The organism is Streptomyces sp. NPDC002386, assembly GCF_053593175.1.
Genome location: NZ_JBSFBX010000018.1, coordinates 23,170 through 41,933 on the forward strand (window position 1 = coordinate 23,170; position 18,764 = coordinate 41,933).

General features: G+C 74.5%; 15 protein-coding genes and 1 tRNA gene. 11 read left to right on the forward strand and 5 right to left on the reverse strand.

Annotation, left to right across the window (positions count from 1 at the left end; genetic code table 11):
* The first annotated feature begins 148 nt into the window (after nucleotides 1–148).
* Nucleotides 149–2,752, forward strand: a complete 2,604-nt coding sequence (locus ACWCPN_RS29845) for a CHAT domain-containing protein (protein WP_451212320.1) — start codon at nucleotides 149–151, stop codon at nucleotides 2,750–2,752.
* Nucleotides 2,753–3,173: 421 nt separating this feature from the next.
* Here ACWCPN_RS29845 and ACWCPN_RS29850 read toward each other — a convergent pair whose 3' ends face one another.
* The 3 genes from ACWCPN_RS29850 to ACWCPN_RS29860 form a co-directional block, all read right to left on the reverse strand.
* Nucleotides 3,174–4,958, reverse strand: coding sequence for a LuxR family transcriptional regulator AbsR2 (locus ACWCPN_RS29850; RefSeq protein WP_451212323.1), 1,785 nt, complete (start codon nucleotides 4,956–4,958; stop codon nucleotides 3,174–3,176).
* A 245-nt stretch (nucleotides 4,959–5,203) separates the two neighbouring features.
* The gene (locus ACWCPN_RS29855) at nucleotides 5,204–5,992 is read right to left on the reverse strand and encodes a glutathione S-transferase C-terminal domain-containing protein (RefSeq protein WP_451212326.1); all 789 of its coding nucleotides are present in this window, start codon (nucleotides 5,990–5,992) and stop codon (nucleotides 5,204–5,206) included.
* Between the two features lie 203 nt (nucleotides 5,993–6,195).
* Complete coding sequence (locus tag ACWCPN_RS29860; RefSeq protein ID WP_451212328.1) at nucleotides 6,196–6,318, reverse strand: putative leader peptide; 123 nt, start codon at nucleotides 6,316–6,318, stop codon at nucleotides 6,196–6,198.
* Nucleotides 6,319–6,498: 180 nt separating this feature from the next.
* Here ACWCPN_RS29860 and ACWCPN_RS29865 point away from each other — a divergent pair, with 180 nt between their 5' ends.
* From ACWCPN_RS29865 to ACWCPN_RS29900, 8 genes are all read left to right on the forward strand, one after another.
* Nucleotides 6,499–7,365 carry a hypothetical protein gene (locus ACWCPN_RS29865; RefSeq protein WP_451212331.1) on the forward strand — a complete coding sequence of 289 codons (867 nt, stop codon included), beginning with the start codon at nucleotides 6,499–6,501 and terminating at the stop codon, nucleotides 7,363–7,365.
* Nucleotides 7,366–7,435: 70 nt separating this feature from the next.
* Complete coding sequence (locus tag ACWCPN_RS29870) at nucleotides 7,436–8,617, forward strand: NAD(P)/FAD-dependent oxidoreductase (RefSeq protein WP_451212334.1); 1,182 nt, start codon at nucleotides 7,436–7,438, stop codon at nucleotides 8,615–8,617.
* On the forward strand, nucleotides 8,614–8,916 hold the full coding sequence (locus ACWCPN_RS29875) for a (2Fe-2S)-binding protein (protein WP_451212337.1): 303 nt from the start codon (nucleotides 8,614–8,616) through the stop codon (nucleotides 8,914–8,916). Before ACWCPN_RS29870 ends, ACWCPN_RS29875 begins: the two co-directional genes overlap by 4 nt.
* Complete coding sequence (locus ACWCPN_RS29880) at nucleotides 8,909–10,312, forward strand: FAD-dependent oxidoreductase (RefSeq protein ID WP_451212340.1); 1,404 nt, start codon at nucleotides 8,909–8,911, stop codon at nucleotides 10,310–10,312. The genes ACWCPN_RS29875 and ACWCPN_RS29880 overlap by 8 nt, the downstream gene beginning before the upstream one ends.
* 121 nt (nucleotides 10,313–10,433) lie before the next feature.
* Nucleotides 10,434–11,330, forward strand: a complete 897-nt coding sequence (locus tag ACWCPN_RS29885; RefSeq protein ID WP_451212343.1) for a dihydrodipicolinate synthase family protein — start codon at nucleotides 10,434–10,436, stop codon at nucleotides 11,328–11,330.
* A 59-nt stretch (nucleotides 11,331–11,389) separates the two neighbouring features.
* The gene (locus ACWCPN_RS29890) at nucleotides 11,390–12,391 is read left to right on the forward strand and encodes a proline racemase family protein (protein WP_365128871.1); all 1,002 of its coding nucleotides are present in this window, start codon (nucleotides 11,390–11,392) and stop codon (nucleotides 12,389–12,391) included.
* Between the two features lie 6 nt (nucleotides 12,392–12,397).
* A complete protein-coding gene (locus tag ACWCPN_RS29895; RefSeq protein WP_451212347.1) occupies nucleotides 12,398–13,099 on the forward strand; it encodes a GntR family transcriptional regulator in 702 nt (233 codons plus the stop codon).
* Nucleotides 13,100–13,360: 261 nt separating this feature from the next.
* The gene (locus ACWCPN_RS29900; RefSeq protein WP_451212350.1) at nucleotides 13,361–14,896 is read left to right on the forward strand and encodes a DUF1254 domain-containing protein; all 1,536 of its coding nucleotides are present in this window, start codon (nucleotides 13,361–13,363) and stop codon (nucleotides 14,894–14,896) included.
* A 189-nt stretch (nucleotides 14,897–15,085) separates the two neighbouring features.
* Here the strand turns inward: ACWCPN_RS29900 and ACWCPN_RS29905 are convergent, their stop codons facing one another.
* Together ACWCPN_RS29905 and ACWCPN_RS29910 are read right to left on the reverse strand one after the other, a co-directional pair.
* The gene (locus tag ACWCPN_RS29905; protein ID WP_451212353.1) at nucleotides 15,086–16,621 is read right to left on the reverse strand and encodes an MFS transporter; all 1,536 of its coding nucleotides are present in this window, start codon (nucleotides 16,619–16,621) and stop codon (nucleotides 15,086–15,088) included.
* A gap of 193 nt (nucleotides 16,622–16,814) precedes the next feature.
* Nucleotides 16,815–16,888 (reverse strand) — tRNA-Pro (locus ACWCPN_RS29910).
* A gap of 194 nt (nucleotides 16,889–17,082) precedes the next feature.
* Here ACWCPN_RS29910 and ACWCPN_RS29915 point away from each other — a divergent pair.
* A complete protein-coding gene (locus tag ACWCPN_RS29915) occupies nucleotides 17,083–17,427 on the forward strand; it encodes a cupin domain-containing protein (RefSeq protein ID WP_199212867.1) in 345 nt (114 codons plus the stop codon).
* 114 nt (nucleotides 17,428–17,541) lie between these two features.
* Nucleotides 17,542–18,714, forward strand: a complete 1,173-nt coding sequence (locus ACWCPN_RS29920) for a Gfo/Idh/MocA family protein (RefSeq protein WP_451212356.1) — start codon at nucleotides 17,542–17,544, stop codon at nucleotides 18,712–18,714.
* Nucleotides 18,715–18,764: the final 50 nt, after the last annotated feature.

The window sequence follows — 18,764 nt, forward strand, 5'->3', positions numbered from 1 at the left end:
CCTCCCCCTGAGACGGTGTCCGACAGTCAGAGTCGGCCGACGACCGATTGATACAGCCTGACGCCGCCGCCGCGTGCGGCGGGTACGGCCGCACGTGACGACGGCGCACCCGTGGGGCGGGTTCGCGCAGGCCACTACCATGCGAGGGGTGACAGCGGGAACGGAGTCGGTGCTCGAACTGCTGCCCATGGTGTTCGCCGATCCGGGCGAGGCCCGGGCGCGCGCGGAACACGTGCTGCACACCGGCCCGCCGCCGCTGCACGCCAGCGTCGCGCACCAGGTGCTCGGAATCTGGCAGCGGGACTTCGGCGATCTCCGGATCGCCCTCAGGCATCTGCGCCGGGCCCGGGACCTGGCCGCGCGCGCCGAGTCGGCGGAGCGGGAGGCGGACGTGCTGGCGACCCTGGGGGTCGCACTGGTGCACGCGGGGCGCACCCGGCAGGGGCTGGCGTCGTTCGAGCAGGGGGTCGCACGGGGCAGCGGACACACCAGGGCACGCGTGCGGTACCGGCGGGCCTACGTGTGGTGGGTGCTGGGGCACCACCGGGAGGCGCTGGAGGACGTACGGCGGGCCCTTCCCGCACTGCGTCAGGCCGGTGACGGGATCTGGACGGCGCGGGCGCTGACCCTGCGGGCGACGGTGCATCTGGCGCTGGGCGCGGTGGACCGGGCGGTCGCCGACTTCACGGCGGCGGAGCGGTTGTGGGACACCACCGGCCAGGAGCACGACAAGGCGGACGCGGTGGAGAGCAGGGGCCTGGCCGCGTTCCGCTCCGGGGACATCCCGGCCGCGCTGCGGCTGCTGGACGAGGCGGAGGAGCGGTACGCCAAACTCGGCACGCCCACCTTCATGCTGTCCGTGCGGCGCTGCGAGGTGCTGATGGCCGCCGGTCTCGCCCCCGAGGCGCTCGCCGAGGCGGACACCGCGATCGCGCTGCTGGACCGGATCGGCGGCCAGTCCACCCGTAAGGCGGAGCTGCTGCTGGCCGCCGCGCGTGCCGCCCGCTCGGCCGGCAAGGCGGACGTCGCGACCGATCGCGCCGCCCACGCCGTACGGCTGTTCGCCAGGCAGCGGCGGACCTGGTGGGAGACGCACGCCCGGCTGGTGCTGACCGAGGCGCGGGCGGCCGCGGGGCCCGGGTCGGGGCGGCTGGTCGCGGACGCGGCACGGGTCGCCGGGCGGCTGGCCTCCTTCGGCTCGCCGGCCGCGCCGGAGGCCTCGCTGCTCGCCGGACGGATCGCGCTGACGCTGGGCCGGACGGCGGACGCGGAGCGGCATCTGGCGGCCGCCGCGCGCAGCCGGCACACCGGTCCGCCGCCGGCCAGGGTGACGGGCTGGGTGGCGCAGGCGCTGCGCGCCCGGGCGGCCGGATCCGGGCGCGGTGTGCTGCACGCCTGCCGGCGGGGGCTGGCCGAGCTCGACGACCATCAAATGACTCTCGGTGCTTCCGAGTTGCGCGCCCGGGCCACCGCGCAGGGCGCGGAACTGGCCGCGCTGGCCCAGGAGGTCAGCCTGGCGCACGGCGGCCCGCGGCGGCTCCTGGAGTGGAGCGAGCGCTGGCGGGCGACCGTGCTGGCCGCGCCGCCCGCCCGGCCGCCCGCCGATCCGGCGCTGCTCGGTGGCATCACCGCCTACCGCGAGATAGCGGCCCGCGCGGAGGAGGCGCGGATGGAGGGTCGCGCGGTGCCCGCCCTGGAGCGCGAACAGCGGCGGCTGGAACGGGAGATCCGCTCCCGCACCCACCACATCCGCGGTGACTCGCCCGGCGACGGCGACCGCTTCGACACGACCCGGCTGCTGGACCGTCTCGGGGAGGCGCGACTGGTCGAACTCGCCGTGGTGGACGGCCGGGTGCACATCCTGCTGTGCGGACAGGGCCGGGTCCGGCGGTTCGCGGGCGGGGTGCTCGCGGAGGCTGTGGCCGAGGCGGAGCACGTGCAGGCCGGGCTGCGCAGGCTCGCGCATCCGGGCGGCGAGGCGCGGCTGCCGCTGGTGGAGGCGGCGGGTCTGCGCCTGGAGGAGCTGCTGCTGGGCGGCGCGGCGGCGCATCTCGGGTCCGGCCCCGTGGTGATCGTGCCGCCGGGCGCGCTGCACCGGGTGCCGTGGGCGCTGCTGCCCTCGTTGCGGGAGCGGGTGCTCAGTGTGTCGCCGTCGGCGGGCAGTTGGCTGCGGGCCCGGGAGACCGCCCCGCCGCGCGGCGGCCGGCATCTGCTGGTCCGCGGCCCGGGACTGGCGACGGGCGGCGCGGAGGTGTCCGAGCTGGCCGGCCGGTACGGCGCGGCGACGGTGCTGGAGGGACGGGCGGCGCAGGTGCCCCGGGTGCTGGAGCACCTGGACGGCGCGGCCCTCGCCCATATCGCCGCGCACGGCACGTTCCGCGCGGACAGCCCGCTGTTCTCCGCGCTGCGGATGGCCGACGGGCCGCTGATCGTGCACGACTTCGAACGCCTGGCCCGCAGCCCCTACCGGATCATCCTGTCGAGCTGCGACACCGCCCGGCTCGCCTCGGTCGGCGCGGACGAACTGCTCGGCCTCGTCACCGCGTTGCTCCCGCTGGGCACGGCCGGGGTGGTGGCGAGCAGCGCGCCCGTCAACGACGCGGCCGTGGTGCCGCTGATGCTGGCCCTGCACAAGGGCCTGGACGCGGGCCTCTCCCTCGCCGAGTCCCTCCGCGACGCCCGCGCCACCCAGCCGGCCGACGCGGTGCACCAGGCGACGGGGTGGGCTTTCGCGGCGTTCGGCGCGGCGTGAGACGGGGCCGAAGGCGCTGCGCGGTCGGACGGGTCCACCATCGGAGGCACGGCGCGTGACAGATGCGCGCGTGCGCACCTCGCGGCCGGGCGGCAGGGTCCGCCGGGCGTCCGGAACGGCGTTCACGACCGCACGAGCCAAGGCCCGCTCGTGGTGAACGGTGTCAGGGTTGCGCTGGCCGCGCACGCCAGGCCGGCATGAGGCGGAGTCAACACGCCACACAGGTCCTCGACCGCCGACGAGTCCTCCGTCGACGGGTCAGCGGGTCGGCAGACCCGCGAGCCACAGCGGCACGCCCCGGCCACACGCACCGCAGCGCGCGCACGCGCCACCCGGGCGAGGCGACACATGCCCCGAATTGCGCGACCAGCGGCCCTGGACGGCGTGACACGGAGCCCGCACGCCGTCCGGGCCACGGCCATCAGGCGGGTTCCGCCGCCGGCAGGTCCGGGAGGGCCGGCAGTGCGCCGCGGTCGTTCGCGCCGAGGCGGGCGTAGGCGCCGTACAGGTGGTTGCCGACGGTCCGCACGGAGAGCGTGAGCCGCTCGGCGATCTGCCGGTTGCTGAGACCGGAGGCCGCGAGGGCGACGATCTGCCGTTGCCGGGCGGTGAGTTCGCCGAGGACGAGTCCGGAGAGCGCCGGGGTCCGGGCACCCTGGCAGCGGCGGGCCAGGGCGAGCGCCCGGGTGCGGGAGAGGCGGGCGGCGCGCGGGTCGCGGTGGACCGGTACGGCCTGCGCGTGCGCCTCGGCCGCGAACAGCAGGAAGCCGCGCTCCGCCAGCGCCTCGGCGGCCCGGTCCAGGGCGGGGCCGTCGCCGCGGGCGAGCGCGTCGGCGTGCCGGGCGAACACCCCCTCGCCCGGCAGCCGCCCGGCGACCCGCTCCGGCGCCCCCAGCCGTACGGCGTCGTAGAGCGCCGACGCCTCGTCCCCGGCGATCTGGTCCAGGGCGGCCCCGATGTCGCCCCGTGCCGCCGCCGCCCACACCCCCGTTCCCGCGATGTCGCCGAATTGACATACCGCTAAGTCGAGTTCGGCACCGCATACGCCGTCCTCCGGTTCGGCGCGCAGGCCCTCGCGTGCCCAGGCGGCCGCCTCACGCAGCTCACCTCGCAGCCGGGCGTACCGGGCGCGCACGGCGGCATAGCCGCCCGGGACCGCCAGCCCCTCGGACAGCAGCCAGTCGCCGACCGGGGTCGGCACGGCCCGTACGTCGTGCCGCTCCAGCCGGCGTTCCAGCGCGGCCCGTTCGGCCGAGAGCGCGGGCCCGCACCGGTTCGGGGTGCGGGCCAGCCGGCGCGCCCGCAGCGGGCCCGCGGTGGCGCGCAGGGCCGGGCCGTGCAGGGGGTGGGCGAGGGTGACCGAGCCGTGGTCGTCGACGTCGATCAGCCCGTCCTGCTCCAGGCGTTCGAGGACGTCCAGGTCGAGTCCGTCCAGGTCGAGCGGCAGGGGCTCGGCGAAGGCGAGCCGGTGCAGTGTCTCGCGCTCGTCGGCGTCGGACCGGTCGAGGACGGCGGCCAGGCGCTCACGGACGGTCGCGGTGACCGGGAGCGGCCCGCGCCAGGCCCGTCCGCCGCCGCCCGGGGCGGCGATCAGGGCGCCGGAGCGGTGCAGCGCCGCCAACAGGTCGCGCAGGAGCCTGAGATCGCCCTGGCACAGCAGGTGCAGCCGGCCCATGGTGAGCGGCTCGAGTCCGGCCGTCGCGAGGAGCCGGTCGGTGTCCTCGCGGGGCAGCGGCGGCAGGGCCAGGCGGGGCAGCAGCTCCCCCGTCCAGAGTCTGGAGACGGCGGCGGGCGCGGCGGCGCCATCGGTGGCGGTCACCGCCAGCCGGGTGCCGCCGTGGGCGGCGAGCTGGTGCACGAGCGCCGCGGAGGCCTCGTCGAGCAGGTGGGCGTCGTCGACGACGAGGAGGCGCACTCCGGACAGGAGCCGTACCGCTCCGTGCAGCGAGACGGCGTCGGGCAGCAGGTGCGCGAAGGCGGCGAAGCGCAGGCCCATGGTCTCGGGGGTGCCGGTCACCCGGGCGCAGTCCAGGCCCCGGACCGCCTCCGTCACCAGCCGGGTCTTGCCCCGCCCGGCCGGCCCGGTCACCACGATGCCCGGCCGTCCGGCCGTCAGCGCCCGGCGGACCAGGTCCAGTTCGTCCTCCCGCCCGGTGAACGGCCAGGGCAGTTCCAGCGTCTTCGCGTCCTGTTCGTGAGTCGTCACACGAACAGGAGCGCGCCTACTCAGTTCTGATACAGGGCGACTTGAGTACCCCTCGACTCAGGCGCCCGGCCGGCCGGGTACGGCACCCTGGCGGCCCAGGCCGCATTCGGGCACGGGGGGAGCGCGGTCGGGGGACGTCACCTTCGGGGGAGGGAGACGTCCTCCGGCCCCGCCGTCGCGTCCCCGGCGAGAGCCCGCTTGCCGCGACCGTCCCGATGGCCCCGCTGTCGAGGCGGCGGCACGGTTCACTCGGCCGAGGACACGAACCCGTCGAGGTGTGCGGCGAAGGCGGGGCGGGCGGTCAGCCGCCGGACGTGCCCCCAGAGCACCGGGTGGGCGGCGACACGTCGTACGGCCGAGGCGTCGAGACGACGGCCGTGCACGGTGTCCAACTGGACCAGTGACACCCACAGTTCGACGTCGGCGGCGGTCAGCCGTCCGGCGACCAGGTACTCCTCCCCCGCCAGGTACCGCTCCAGCCGGCCCAGCGTGCCCAGCAGCTGTTCCAGCGCGGCGGCCCGGACGGCCGGATCGGCGCCGGCTTCCACCGCGCGCCGCGCCGCCCGCTGGATGTCCTCGGCACAGAGCCGCTCCACGGCCTCGATCTGGCTCTCCGCGCCGCTCGGGTACAGCGAGGCACGTCCGGCCGGCCGGAAGCGGTCCAGGTCGCGGAGGATCTCCGGGGCGTGCGTGCTGACGATGCGGCCGGACCAGTCGTCGCTGAGCACCGGAGCGAGCGCGGGCCCGGTGTAGTGGTGCGCGCTCGCCTCGTACAGCGGGCGCAACGCCGAGTGGCCGCCGTCGGGTTGGTCCGGTACGGCCGGCAGGACGGTCACCGGACAGCTGTCGTCGAGGCCGAGCAGGCGGTGGCCGATGGCGAGCCGCAGCCCCTCGGGGGACGCGGTCGACAGATGGAGCCGGTAGCGGTGCGGCACGGCGTAGTGGCCGCTGCGCGCGTCCTGGCCGATGCGGCCTCGGAAGACGGGGGCGGAGCGGCGGAGCGACGGGACGGCGGCGAGCGGAGCGATGGACATGCGTCTCCCCTGGTGCGGGCGCGCGGAGGCGGGCGCGGCGAATGCGGCGTGGGTGCGACGAGGGACGAGGGCGGGGGCGGACCGGCCCGGCGTGAGGAGGCGGGCCTGCATACACCGGTCTGCGTCCGCGGACGGGCAGCGGGCGGCGACCGGAGGCCTGCTGCCGTCCGAGGGGTAGCGCGGCGGCTCGCGGCGACCGGCTGTCAGCGGTGCAGGCCGATCGCGCTGCAGACGCGCAGCAGGTCGATGTGCAGGCGGGAGGTGAGAAGGGGTGCGGGGGGCGGCGTGCGGCCCGCTCGGCCGGCCACCGTCTCGACGCGCACCATATTCCCTACCCGTTCGCTGGGATTCCCTTCCCTGGAGTGTCGATCGGGCGTACCGCGGCGTCAAGGGGACGTCCATACGGCGGACGGCCCGGGGTCACCCGAACGCCGCACTGCGCTCGTCGGCCGGCCGGGCCGGTGCTGATGTGGAGGGACGTACCGCGCTCTGAGGAGGCCGCCGCGATGGACCGTCCGTCCCGCCCCGCACGTGTTCTCGCCTCGGCGCTGGCGACGGGGGCACTGCTGGTCACCGCCGCCTGCGCGGGCGACACCGGGTCGCCGGAGGCCGCGCCCGCCTCCCCGGCGGCGAAGCAGTCCCCGTCCTCCCCCTCGCTGTCCTCGCTGTCCCCGTCGTCTCCGTCGCCGTCCCCCTCCTCGCCGTCCGCGTCGGCCTCGCGGGCGCTGACCACGAACGGGGCGAAGGCCGCGCTGATCACCGAGGCCGACATCGAGGACGCGTGGACGCAGGCGAACAACGCGTCGAGCTGGCGCGACAAGCTGCTGGTCGGCAAGGTCGACGTCGCCTCGTTCCTGAACGGCAAGACCAGCTCGCAGGACTGCCAGAAGCTGCTGGACGGCCTGTACTCGGACACGCTGCTGGGCCGCCCGGTGGGAGCGTCGGCGCTCACCGGCTTCACCCAGGGCGACGCCCGGCTGCTGTACCAGGTGGGCGACTACGGCAAGGGCTCGCTGGAGAAGTCCCTGGACTGGATGAAGAGCCTGTCGGACACCTGCGACCAGTTCACGGTGACCGGTTCGGACGGCGGCAAGCGGACCGTGCAGGTCGTGAGCAGTCCGCTGCCCGCCGTGGGAGACGGCAGGCAGGGCCTCACCCTGACGGTGCAGGGCACCTCGAACGGAGAGCCCGTCACGCTCAAGCTGGACGTGGCCGCCGTCCGGGTCGGCTCCTCGGGGATCCTGGTCACCAACGGCGGCCCGTCCGGCGTCGATCACGACAGCACGGAGACGGCGGTCCAGCAGGGCACCCAGCGCCTGCAGCAGGTGCTGGCGGGCAAGACGCCTTCCCCGACCCCGACCACACTGGACTGACGCCCCGCGACGGGATCGCGTACGCGCCGGGGCCTGTTCCCGACGGTGCGTCATGTGACATATTACTGGCGTGGCGATGCGACCGACCTGTGACGTCGTGGTCGTCGGGGCCGGTGCGGTGGGTGCGGCCTGCGCGCTGTACGCCGCGCGGGCGGGTCTCGACGTGAGCGTGGTGGACCGTGGCCCGGTCGCCGGGGGCACCACGGGCGCCGGCGAGGGCAACCTGCTGGTCTCCGACAAGGACCCGGGCCCCGAACTCGAACTGGCCCTGTTCTCCGCCGGACTGTGGGCGCGTCTTGCGGACGAGTTCGGCCCGGCGATCGAGTACGAGCCCAAGGGCGGCCTCGTCGTCGCCAAGACGCCGGCCGAACTCGCCGCACTGCGCGGCCTCGCCGAGCGCCAACGGGCCGCGGGGGTCGACGCCGTGCGAGCCGACACCCGGGAACTTGCTTCACTGGAGCCGCACTTGACCCCCGATACCGCGGGTGGGCTGTTCTATCCGCAGGACGCCCAGGTCATGCCCGCCCTCGCCGCCGCCCACCTGATCCGCGCCTCGGGGGCGCGGCTGCACACGGGCCTGTCCGTGACCGGCGTGCTGCGCGGGCGGGACGGAGCGGTCCGCGGGGTCCGTACCGCCCAGGGCGACATCCACGCCCCGGCCGTGGTGAACGCCGCCGGTACCTGGTGCGGCGAACTCGCCGCCCTGGCGGGCGTTCACCTCCCGGTACTCCCCCGGCGCGGCTTCGTACTGGTCACCGAGCCACTTCCGCGGCTGGTCCGGCACAAGGTGTACGCGGCCGACTACGTGGCGGACGTGGCGAGCGATTCGGCGGCGCTCCGGACCTCGCCGGTCGTCGAGGGCACCGCCGCCGGGCCGGTCCTGATCGGGGCGACCCGTGAACGGGTGGGCTTCGACCGCTCCCTGTCCCTGCCGGCCGTACGGGCGCTCGCGGCAGGCGCGATCGGCCTGTTCCCCTTCCTGGAGCGGGTGCGCGCACTGCGGACGTACGCGGGCTTGCGGCCGTACCTGCCCGACCACCTCCCGGCGATCGGCCCCGACCCGCGCGTACCCGGTCTGCTGCACGCCTGCGGACACGAGGGCGCGGGCATCGGACTGGCCACCGGCACCGGGCAGTTGATCGCGCAGGCGCTGACCGGGAAGGCGACGGAACTGGATCTCGGCCCGTTCCGCCCGGACCGGTTCGGCGCGGCCGGGACTGCCCCGAGGGCGAGTGGAGGCGAGACGCCGTGACCGCTTCGCAGCCGCCCGGGGCGCGTCCGGCCGCCGCGTTCACCGTGACCTTCGACGGCCGGCCCGTGGCGGCGCTGCCCGGCCAGACGGTCGCGGCGGCGCTGTGGGCGGCGGGCGTGACCTCCTGGCGCGTCACGCGCGGCGGGGGCCGGCCACGCGGGGTGTTCTGCGGGATCGGGGTGTGCTTCGACTGCCTGGTGACCGTCAACGGGCGCCCGAACCAACGGGCCTGCCTGGCCCCGCTCGCACCGGGCGATGTGATCCGCACACAGGAGGGAACGGGACACGAGGATGGCTGAGCGACCGCATCTCGTCGTGGTCGGGGCGGGCCCGGCGGGGCTGGCCGGCGCTCTCGCCGCTGTCGCACGCGGGGTGCGGGTGACCCTGGTCGACGCGGCCGAGCAGGCGGGCGGCCAGATCCACCGGCGGCCCGCGGTCGCGCCGGCGGCGCGCCGCCGGCCCGCACCGCGCCCTCGGGCAGGCACCTGGGAACGGCTGCGGGACGCGCTGGACCGGCACCGGGCCACCGGATACATCGCTCACCTGACGGATCATCACGTCTGGTGCGTGGAGCGATATCCCGCGTCCGGGGAGTTCGCGGTGCACGCGCTGCGCGGCCCGGCGCAGGAGGAGGGGGTCACCGTACGCGCCGACGCGGTGCTGCTCGCCACCGGCGGCTACGAGCGGGTGCTGCCCTTCCCCGGCTGGACGCTCCCCGGAGTCGTCACCGCGGGCGGCGCGCAGGCCATGCTCAAGGGCCAACTGGTGCCGCCCGGAAGGACGGTCGTCGTAGCCGGCACCGGCCCGTTGCTGCTCCCGGTGGCCGCCGGACTCGCCGAGGCGGGCGTCCGGGTGGCCGCGCTGGTGGAGTCCGCCGGTCCGAGGGCGCTGCTGCGGCGGGCTCCGGCGCTTGCCGGGCAGCCCGGCAAGCTCGCCGAAGGCGCCGGGTACGCGGCCCGGTTGCTGCGGCACGGGGTACGGCCCCTGGTCCGGCACACCGTGGTCGAGGCGCACGGCGCCGACCGGCTGGAGGCGGTCACCGTCGCCGCGCTGGGCCGGGACGGGCGGCTCGTACCCGGCACCGCCCGGCGTATTCCGTGCGACGCCCTCGCGGTCGGGCACGGATTGCTGCCCCACACCGACCTGGCCGAGGCACTCGGCTGCACCCTGTCCGGGAACGGCGTCCGCGTCGACACCGAGCAGCGCACCGATGTGCCGGGCGTCTGGGCGGCCGGGGAGGCCACCGGCATCGGCGGCGCGGACCTCGCGCTCGCCGAGGGACACGTCGCCGGCCGTTCGATCGCCGCCCGCCTGCACGGTACCGCCCCGGACCCGCACGCATGGGCCGCGGCAGCCCGGGCCCGTACCCGGCTGCGGGCCTTCGCCGCCGCGCTGGACGCGGTGTACGCGCCGCCCGTGGACTGGGCCGACCGGCTGCCGGACGACACGACGGTGTGCCGCTGCGAGGAGGTCTCCGCCGGGCAGGTCCGCGAGGCGGCCGGAGACCTCGGAGCCGGGGACGCGCGCACCGTGAAGCTGCTGACGCGCGCCGGGATGGGCTGGTGCCAGGGCCGGATGTGCGGCCCCGCGGTGGCCGGACTGACCGGTTGCCCGTTCACTCCAGGACGCCGGCCGTTCGCCCGGCCGGTACCCCTCGGCGTACTGGCCACCCTGCCGGAGTCGCAGCCGGACTGACCTGCCCGCACCCGCACCCGCACCCGCACCCGCACCCGCACCCGCACCCGCACCGATCACGACATCGGCTCGGGACGGGCAAACAGTAAAATGTCACACCCTATGGGAATGGGGACCACACATGACCCTCCAGCAGAGCCGCCCCTGGCGCGGCATCCTCGTGGCCACCGCACTCCCGCTCCGCGCGGACCTGTCGGTGGACCACGACCGGTACGCCGAACACTGCTCCTGGCTGGTGGAGAACGGCTGCGACGGCGTCGTGCCGAACGGCTCCCTCGGCGAGTACCAGGTACTCACTCCCGGGGAGCGGGCCGAGGTCGTGAGGACGGCCGTCGCCGCGATCGGCGGGGCACGGGTCATGCCGGGCGTCGCGGCGTACGGCTCGGCCGAGGCGCGGCGGTGGGCCGAGCAGGCGGCCGAGGCCGGCTGTGCGGCCGTGATGCTGCTGCCGCCCAACGCCTACCGCGCCGACGAGCGGTCCGTGCTGGCGCACTACGCCGAGGTCGCGCGGGCGGGCCTGCCGGTGGTGGCGTACAACAACCCGGTCGACACCAAGGTCGACCTCGTGCCCGAACTCCTCGCCCGGCTGCACGGCGAGGGTCACGTCCACGGTGTCAAGGAGTTCTCCGGTGACGTCCGCCGCGCCTACCGCATCGCCGAACTCGCTCCCGAGCTCGATCTGCTGATCGGCGCCGACGACGTCCTGCTGGAGCTCGCCGTGGCCGGCGCCAAGGGCTGGGTGGCCGGCTACCCCAACGCGCTCCCCCGGGCCTCGGCCGAGCTGTACCGCGCCGCCACGGCCGGGGACCTGGCCACCGCGCTCCCGCTGTACCGGCAGTTGCACCCGCTGCTGCGCTGGGACTCACGGGTCGAGTTCGTGCAGGCGATCAAACTGTCCATGGACGTGGTCGGCCGGTACGGCGGCCCGGTGCGCCCGCCACGCGTTCCGCTGCTGCCCGGACAGGAGGCGGCCGTCCGCGCCGCCACCGAGAAGGCCCTGGCCGCCGGTCTCGCCTGACGCGTACGCCGCGGCGGGTGGTCCGACCAGCCCGACGCCCCCCACAGAGAGGCCGGAGCATGCGCAGCAAGCTCGTCCTGCACGCCGTCGACTCGCACACCGAGGGCATGCCGACCCGGGTGATCACCGGCGGGATCGGCACCGTGCCCGGTGCGACGATGAACGAGCGGCGGCTGTACTTCCGGGAGCACCGCGATCACATCAAGCGGCTGCTGATGAACGAGCCGCGCGGGCACTCCGCGATGAGCGGCGCGATCCTGCAGCCGCCGACCCGGCCCGACTGCGACTGGGGCGTCATCTACATCGAGGTCTCCGGCTACCTGCCGATGTGCGGGCACGGCACCATCGGCGTGGCGACCGTGCTGGTGGAGACCGGCATGGTGGAGGTGACGGAACCGGTGACGACGATCCGCCTGGACACCCCCGCGGGGGTCGTGGTCGCCGAGGTGGCGGTGGAGGACGGAGCGGCGCGCGACGTGACGCTGCGGAACGTGCCCTCCTTCGCGGTGGACCTGGACCGCGAGGCCACGCTCCCCGACGGCCGCACCGTCACCTACGACCTCGCCTACGGCGGCAACTTCTACGCCATCCTCCCGCTCGACGCCTTCGGTCTGCCCTTCGACCGCGCCCGCAAGGACGACATCATGACGGCCGGCCTCGCGCTGATGCGGGCGATCAACGCGGAGTCGGAACCGGTGCACCCTGAGGACCCGTCGATCCGCGGCTGCCACCACGTGCATCTCCACGCGCCGGACGCCACCGCCCGCCACTCGCGGCACGCGATGGTCATCCACCCGGGCTGGTTCGACCGTTCCCCCTGCGGCACGGGGACGAGCGCGCGCATGGCGCAGTTGCACGCGCGGGGCGAACTCCCGCTGCACACCGAGTTCGTCAACGAGTCCTTCATCGGCACCCGCTTCACGGGCCGGCTGCTCGGCACCTCCCGGGTCGGCCGGCTCCCCGCCGTGCTGCCGAGTTTCACCGGCCGCGCCTGGATCACCGGCACCGCCCAGTACCTGCTCGATCCGTCCGACCCCTTCCCGGAGGGGTTCGTCCTCTAGACTTCGATGATGCGTGACATGGCACAGAGACCGCAGGAAGCGGACGCACCCGCGCTCCCCCGACTGGGCGGCCGGCGGAGCAGCTACCGCGAGCGGGTCGCCGACGCGCTGCGGGCCGCGCTGATCGCGGGCGAACTGCGGCCGGGGCAGGTCTACTCGGCGCCCTCGCTGGCGGCCCGCTTCGGGGTGTCGGCGACGCCGGTGCGCGAGGCCATGCTGGACCTGGCGAAGGAGGGCCTGGTCGACACGGTGCCGAACAAGGGCTTCCGGGTCACCGCCGTCTCCGAGCGGCAGCTCGACGAGTACACGCACGTCCGCGCCCTGATCGAGACACCCACCGTGGTGGACCTGGCCCGTACGGCCGACCGGGTCTGTCTGGAGGCGTTGCGCCCGGCCGCGAGGGAGATCGTCGCCGCCGCGGCGGCCGGCGACCTGATCGCCTACGTCGAGGCGGACACCCGTTTCCACCTCGGCCTGCTCGCCCTGGCGGGCAACGCCCACCTGGTGGAGGTGGTCGCCGACCTGCGCGGCCGCTCCCGGCTCTACGGTCTGACGTCCCTGGTCGAGGCGGGCCGGCTGCTCGCCTCCGCCGAGGAACACCTGGAACTGCTGGACGCACTGCTGGAACGGGACGAGAAGGCCGTGCGGGAGATCATGACCCGGCACCTCGGCCATGTCCGAGGCCTGTGGGCGGCCGCCGGGGACTGAACCCCCGGGCCGCGAAAGGGGACCCCGCCGTCTCCGAGACGCCGTGCCGGCCCCGGGGCCCCACGCGGTTGCCCGGCCCCAGCTGCGGTGATCTACTCGAATCAGTGGGTCCGGCCGTATGGAGCAACCCGCCCGACATCCGACGAGGCACGGCGAACGACGCAGCCCGTCGGCCCGCAGGAGGAGCCGGGACCGCTTGCCGACGGTCGTCTGCCGTACGGCCGGCCGATGTGGGGCGCCGTGCCGGAAAGGAACACGGTTATGCCCTCCGAAGCCACGATCAACAGCACCGGGGAACGGCTGCGGCAGCAGGTCACGGGAGTGGCGTCGACCATCGGCAGGGCCGCGGTCGCGACGGGCAGGGCCACCGCGGACGCCGTACGCCACCCGAAGGCGACGGCCGGGCACGCCCGCAGGACGTCGCACGCGCTGCCCCTGATGTGGCAGTCGGTCAAGCCGGTGCTGACCGGCCACGTGACCGACTGGCGCCGTGAGTACGCCTACACGCTCGGGGAGCAGGCCTTCGTCTACGGCTTCCCGTACATCTACAACGCGGGCCTCCGCCACCGGTGGGTGGCCCGGCAGCCGGACGACGAGATGACGCCGTACGCGCCCGTGAACCACTTCTGGCACGCCCGGAAGCTCTTCGACGCCTCCGACCGGCAGGGCCTCTCCCCGAACAACGACACCCTGTACTCCTTCGCCTGGGTCGACCTGAGCGAGGAACCCGTCGTCCTGTCGCACCCGGACATGGGAGACCGGTACTTCACCTTCGAACTGGTCGGCATCACCTCCGACAACTACGACTACGTGGGCGGTCGCGCCACCGGTCCGCACGCCGGCGACTTCGCCCTCATCGGGCCGGGATGGACCGGGAACCTCCCCGACGGCGTGCGTCGCACGGCGACCGCCCCGAGCCCCTGGATCGTCATCGTCGGACGGACCCTCGTCACGGGTGAGCAGGACCTCCCGAACGTCCATGCCCTCCAGGACCGGTACCGGCTGGTCCCGCTCCACCTGTTCGGCAAGGACGCGGCACCGCTTCCGGCCCGGCGTGACGTGCTGGAACCGATCGACGCGGCCGAAGATCCCCTCGGGCCGTGGAAGACGCTGAACGCGATGCTGGCCGAGAATCCGCCGCCGCAGCACCACGAGGTCCTGCTGCGGCAGTTCGCGGAGATCGGCATCGGGCCCGGGCTGGATGTCGAGGCTCAGCCGGAGTCCGTCAGGCAGAGCCTGGTCCGGGCGGCGGCCACCGGTGTGCCCATGCTGGAACAGCAACTGCTCAGCGGTGAATGGGCCCGCGTCGTCAACGGCTGGCGGTACCCGCCGCCGCAGTTGGGGCGGTTCGGTGACGACTTCCTGCGGCGGGCCGCGGAGCAGTCCCTGGTCGGCATCGCCGTCAACGATCCCGAGGAGTCGTGCTACCTGGCGGCCTTCCACGACGCGGACGGCGCGAAGCTGTCCACGGGCCGCTACGAACTGCGCTTCGAGCCGGGAAGTCTCCCTCCGGTGGACGCCTTCTGGTCCCTCACCGTCTACGGCGAGGACCGGAACCTGGTCCCCAACCCGCTCGGCCGCTACTCCATCGGCGACCGGACCCCGGGACTGGTGACCGGCACGGACGGCAGCCTGACCATTCACCTGCGGCCGGATTCCCCGGGCGCCGCCGAGGAGTCCAACTGGCTGGCCACCCCGGACCACGGCACGTGGTACGCCGCCCTGCGCATGTACCTGCCGCATCCGGCGGTCGTCGACGCGCTCTGGGAGTGCCCTCCGATCAAGCGCCTGACCTGACGAGCGGGAGCGCCCCACCGGGTCCTGGGGGGCGTCTCCCCGATCTTCGTGGATCAGGCCGCGGCGTCCGGTGCGGTGCCTCGGCGTGCGGTCGAGTCGCCCTCGTACCGGGCGTACGTGGGCGGTTCGGGCGTGCGGCGAGGTGCCGTGCCGGGCGTCGCGGACCCGCGAAGACCGGGGAGACGCCCCCTAATCCCGGGGCTTCCCGCGGCGGGGCATCAGCAGCCAGGCCAGGGTGGCCACGACGAGCGGAAGGACGCTCACCGTCAGCATCGTCAGGCGCAGTCCGTCGGTGAAGTCCAGGCCGATGTCCAGCCCGGAAGCCTGCCGGAGCAGGTTCGGGTCGTAGACGCTGCCACCCGGGTTCTGCGCCATCCCGCTGCGCACCGCGTCCACGGCCTGTTCGGCGTTGTGCGCCGACAGGCCGCGCGACTTCGCGTCCGCCAGCCACCGTCGCTGGAAGAAGAGGTCGAAGAGCAGGATGTAGACGGTGGGCCCGAAGGCGGCCCCGGTCATCGCGAAGGCCATCTGGACGGAGGCCACGGTGCCGGAGTGCCCGGGCGGCGCCTCGGAGAGCACCGTCTCGGAGACCGAGGTGGAGGTGACGAGCGACCCCAGGTTGCACATCCAGACGGCCGGCACGAGCAGCCACACCGCCATGGCGGGACCCGCGGTGCCCGCCAGCAGCAGTCCGCTCGCCGCCATCACCAGCAGGCCGGTGACCATCACCGGCCGCGGGGTGTACTTCCCCACCAGGCGTCCGGCCAGGATCACGACACCCGCGGTCAGCAGGGTGCCGGGCAGGAAGAGCAGGCCGATGTCCTCGGGGGACAGCGACAGGACCGCGCTGCCGAACTGGCCGAGCACGATGCCGAGTCCGGCGACGAGGAGGTTCAGGGTGAGCGTCGCCGAGAGGGCCACGCTGAACGGTGCCCTGCGGAACAGCGTGAGGTTCAGGGCGGGTTCGCGAGCGTGGCGTTCATGCCGCACGAACAGCACGGCGACGATCACGCTGATCGCCAGCGGCACCCAGGTCTGGGGCCGGGAGACTCCGTTCTGCGCCGCCGCGAGGCCGACGACGAGGGTCAGCAGAGTGGTCCCGATCAAGGTCACGCCGAGCACGTCGAAGCGGCGTCCCGGATGGCGCGGCGGCTCGGGGACGTACCGGGCCGTCAGCCAGAGCGAGACCATGCACAGCACGGGGGCGATCAGGAACAGGAACCGCCAGCCGAGGGCCCCCACCGCCCAGCCCGTGAAGGCGGGAAGCACCCCGCACAGGACCATGTTCACGGCCATCAGCACACCGATGGCCACCGGCCGCCGCTCCGGCTCCACCGACACCTTCAGCAGGGCCAGCGGCATGCCCAGCAGCGCGGTCATTCCCAGCCCGACCAGGAAGCGCATCGTCAGCAGGAAGCCGTAGCCGGGCGACAGCATCGAGAGCAGGTCGACGACGGTGACGACCACGAGTCCCAGCATCAGCAGCCGCTTGAGCCCGAAGACGTCTCCGAGGCTGCCCGCGGCGAGGACCGCGGCGGCCATCACCAGTGTCGCCGCACCGCTCAGCAGACCCAGGATCTGCGTCGGTACGTGAAGGGACCGGCTCACCTGCGGCAGGTTGAGGCTGAGCACCAGGGGGTCGATGGCCGTGACGGCGAAGGCGAGGGAGAGGCCGAGGACGATCGGCAGGTTCGTCGCCCTGGTGCGTGCCCCGACCGTCGACACCGCGCTGCCTTCCGTAGTCCCGCGTCACATGCCGGTCGACGCTAACCCGCGGAACGCGTACCTCCGGACCGGCCCGGGCCGACACGCACGGAAGTCCGGCGTTCGGATCATCGAGGGCCGGGAGCTCCCGGGAAATGATCGAGGGGCCGTGCCGGATCACTCCGACACGGCCCCTGACCCGCGTGCTCACAAGTCGGGACGACAGGATTTGAACCTGCGACCCCTTGACCCCCAGTCAAGTGCGCTACCAAGCTGCGCCACGTCCCGTTGCCCACTCACGCGGCCCCGCCGCGTGATCACGCAGGTCAACCCTACCGCACCCGGGCGGGTGCCCTCACCGCCGTCATCGCGCGCGGGGCGGTGGCGGCCGCGGCCGGCGCGACGAAGTGTCCGCCCGCCGGGCCCGATGCCGCACACACTGTCGACGGCCGTGCGGCGGCGCCGCTGGATAGGGTCGCCGCATGACGCACAGCTTCGCTCTCCACGTCCCCGACGCCGAACTCGAACCCGAGCCGCTCGACCCGGAGCAGATCGTCTCCGGGAACCCCGAGGTGACGGGCAAGGTGGTGTGGGAGTCCGCGGACGGCCGGCAGCTCCGCGGGGTCTGGCAGATCACGCCGGGCGTGGTCACCGACACCGAGGCGGACGAGCTGTTCGTGGTGATCAGCGGGTCCGCGACGATCGAGGTCGAGGGCGGCGCCACGCTGCGGGTGGGGCCCGGCGATCTGGCCGTGCTGCGCGCGGGCGACCGTACGACGTGGACCGTGCACGAGACGCTGCGCAAGGCCTACGCGATCAATCTGTGAGGGGCACCGCGCGGGAGCCGGCCGGCCGCATCCTGATTGACACGCCCACCATGTCCGCACAAAGGTGACCTCGACAGGGGTTGAACCGGTCCAGGCATGAGCAGAGGTGCTGTCATGGTGGATGCGCTCGGTGTCGCCGTCGTCGGTTTCGGCTGGATGGGCCGGGTGCACACCCAGGCGTACGCCCGCGTGGGGCACCACTATCCGCAACTGCCGCTGCGCCCCGAGCTCCTGACGGTCGCCGAGGAGGTGCCGGGCCGGGCCGGGGAGGCGGCCGAGCGGTTCGGCTTCGCGCACGCCACCCGCGACTGGCGCGAGGTGGCCGCCGACCCGCGGGTGCGGGCCGTGAGCGTCACCGTGCCGAACTTCCTGCACCGGGAGGTCGGGGTGGCGATGGCCGAGGCGGGCAAGCATCTGTGGATCGAGAAGCCGGTGGGGCTGACCGGCGCGGACACCCGTGCGGTCGCCGATGCGGTCGCGAGGGCCGGCGTCCAGGGCACGGTCGGCTTCAACTACCGCAACGCGCCCGCCGTGGAGGCCGCCCGCGACCTGATCGCCGAGGGAGAGATCGGCACCGTCACCCATGCCCGCATCCGTCTGTTCAGCGACTACGCCGCCCATCCCGACTCCGCTCTGACCTGGCGTTACGAGCGTGCGCGCGGCGGCAGCGGAGTACTCGGCGACCTGGCCTCGCACGGCGCGGACCTGGCCCGCTTCCTGGCCGGCGACATCGCCTCGCTCATCGCGGACACGGCCGTCTTCGTGCCCGAGCGGGCCCGTCCGGCGGGTGCCACCGCCGGACACGCGCGGGCCCTCGGCGGCGAGCCGGGTCCGGTCGAGAACGAGGACTGGGTCGGCTGTCTGCTGCGCTTCGCCTCCGGCGCCCGCGGGGTGCTGGAGGCCTGCCGGGTCTCGGTCGGCGAGCAGAACAGCTACGGCTTCGAGGTGCACGGCACGCGGGGCGCGGTCTTCTGGGACTTCCGCAGGATGAACGAACTGGCGGTGAGCCGCGGCACGGCGTACCAGGACCAGCCGGTGAGCACGGTGTTCGTCGGGCCCGGCGACGGTGAGTACGCCGCGTTCCAGCCGGGCGCGGCCAACGCGATGGGCTACGACGACCTGAAGGTCATCGAGGCGTACCGCTTCCTGCGCTCCGTCGCCGAGGGCAGACCGTACGGCACCACCCTCGCGGACGCGGTGCGCGCGGCCGCGGTGCTGGACGCCATGGTGGCCTCGGCCGAGAGCCGGACGTGGGTCGACCTGCCGCCCGGGCCGGTGAGCGGCTGAGACCGGGACCGAACGCACCGGGGCGGCCTCGACCGGCACGCCCCTCCCGT

What these genes read in the sequence shown, in the direction of transcription:
- ACWCPN_RS29920 (WP_451212356.1), top strand. Translation starts at nt 17,542, where the DNA reads ATGGTGGATGCGCTCGGTGTCGCCGTCGTCGGTTTCGGCTGGATGGGC.
- ACWCPN_RS29880 (WP_451212340.1), top strand. Translation starts at nt 8,909, where the DNA reads ATGGCTGAGCGACCGCATCTCGTCGTGGTCGGGGCGGGCCCGGCGGGG.
- ACWCPN_RS29895 (WP_451212347.1), top strand. Translation starts at nt 12,398, where the DNA reads ATGATGCGTGACATGGCACAGAGACCGCAGGAAGCGGACGCACCCGCG.
- ACWCPN_RS29900 (WP_451212350.1), top strand. Translation starts at nt 13,361, where the DNA reads ATGCCCTCCGAAGCCACGATCAACAGCACCGGGGAACGGCTGCGGCAG.
- ACWCPN_RS29890 (WP_365128871.1), top strand. Translation starts at nt 11,390, where the DNA reads ATGCGCAGCAAGCTCGTCCTGCACGCCGTCGACTCGCACACCGAGGGC.
- ACWCPN_RS29860 (WP_451212328.1), bottom strand. Translation starts at nt 6,318, where the DNA reads ATGGTGCGCGTCGAGACGGTGGCCGGCCGAGCGGGCCGCACGCCGCCC.
- ACWCPN_RS29855 (WP_451212326.1), bottom strand. Translation starts at nt 5,992, where the DNA reads ATGTCCATCGCTCCGCTCGCCGCCGTCCCGTCGCTCCGCCGCTCCGCC.
- ACWCPN_RS29885 (WP_451212343.1), top strand. Translation starts at nt 10,434, where the DNA reads ATGACCCTCCAGCAGAGCCGCCCCTGGCGCGGCATCCTCGTGGCCACC.
- ACWCPN_RS29865 (WP_451212331.1), top strand. Translation starts at nt 6,499, where the DNA reads ATGGACCGTCCGTCCCGCCCCGCACGTGTTCTCGCCTCGGCGCTGGCG.
- ACWCPN_RS29915 (WP_199212867.1), top strand. Translation starts at nt 17,083, where the DNA reads ATGACGCACAGCTTCGCTCTCCACGTCCCCGACGCCGAACTCGAACCC.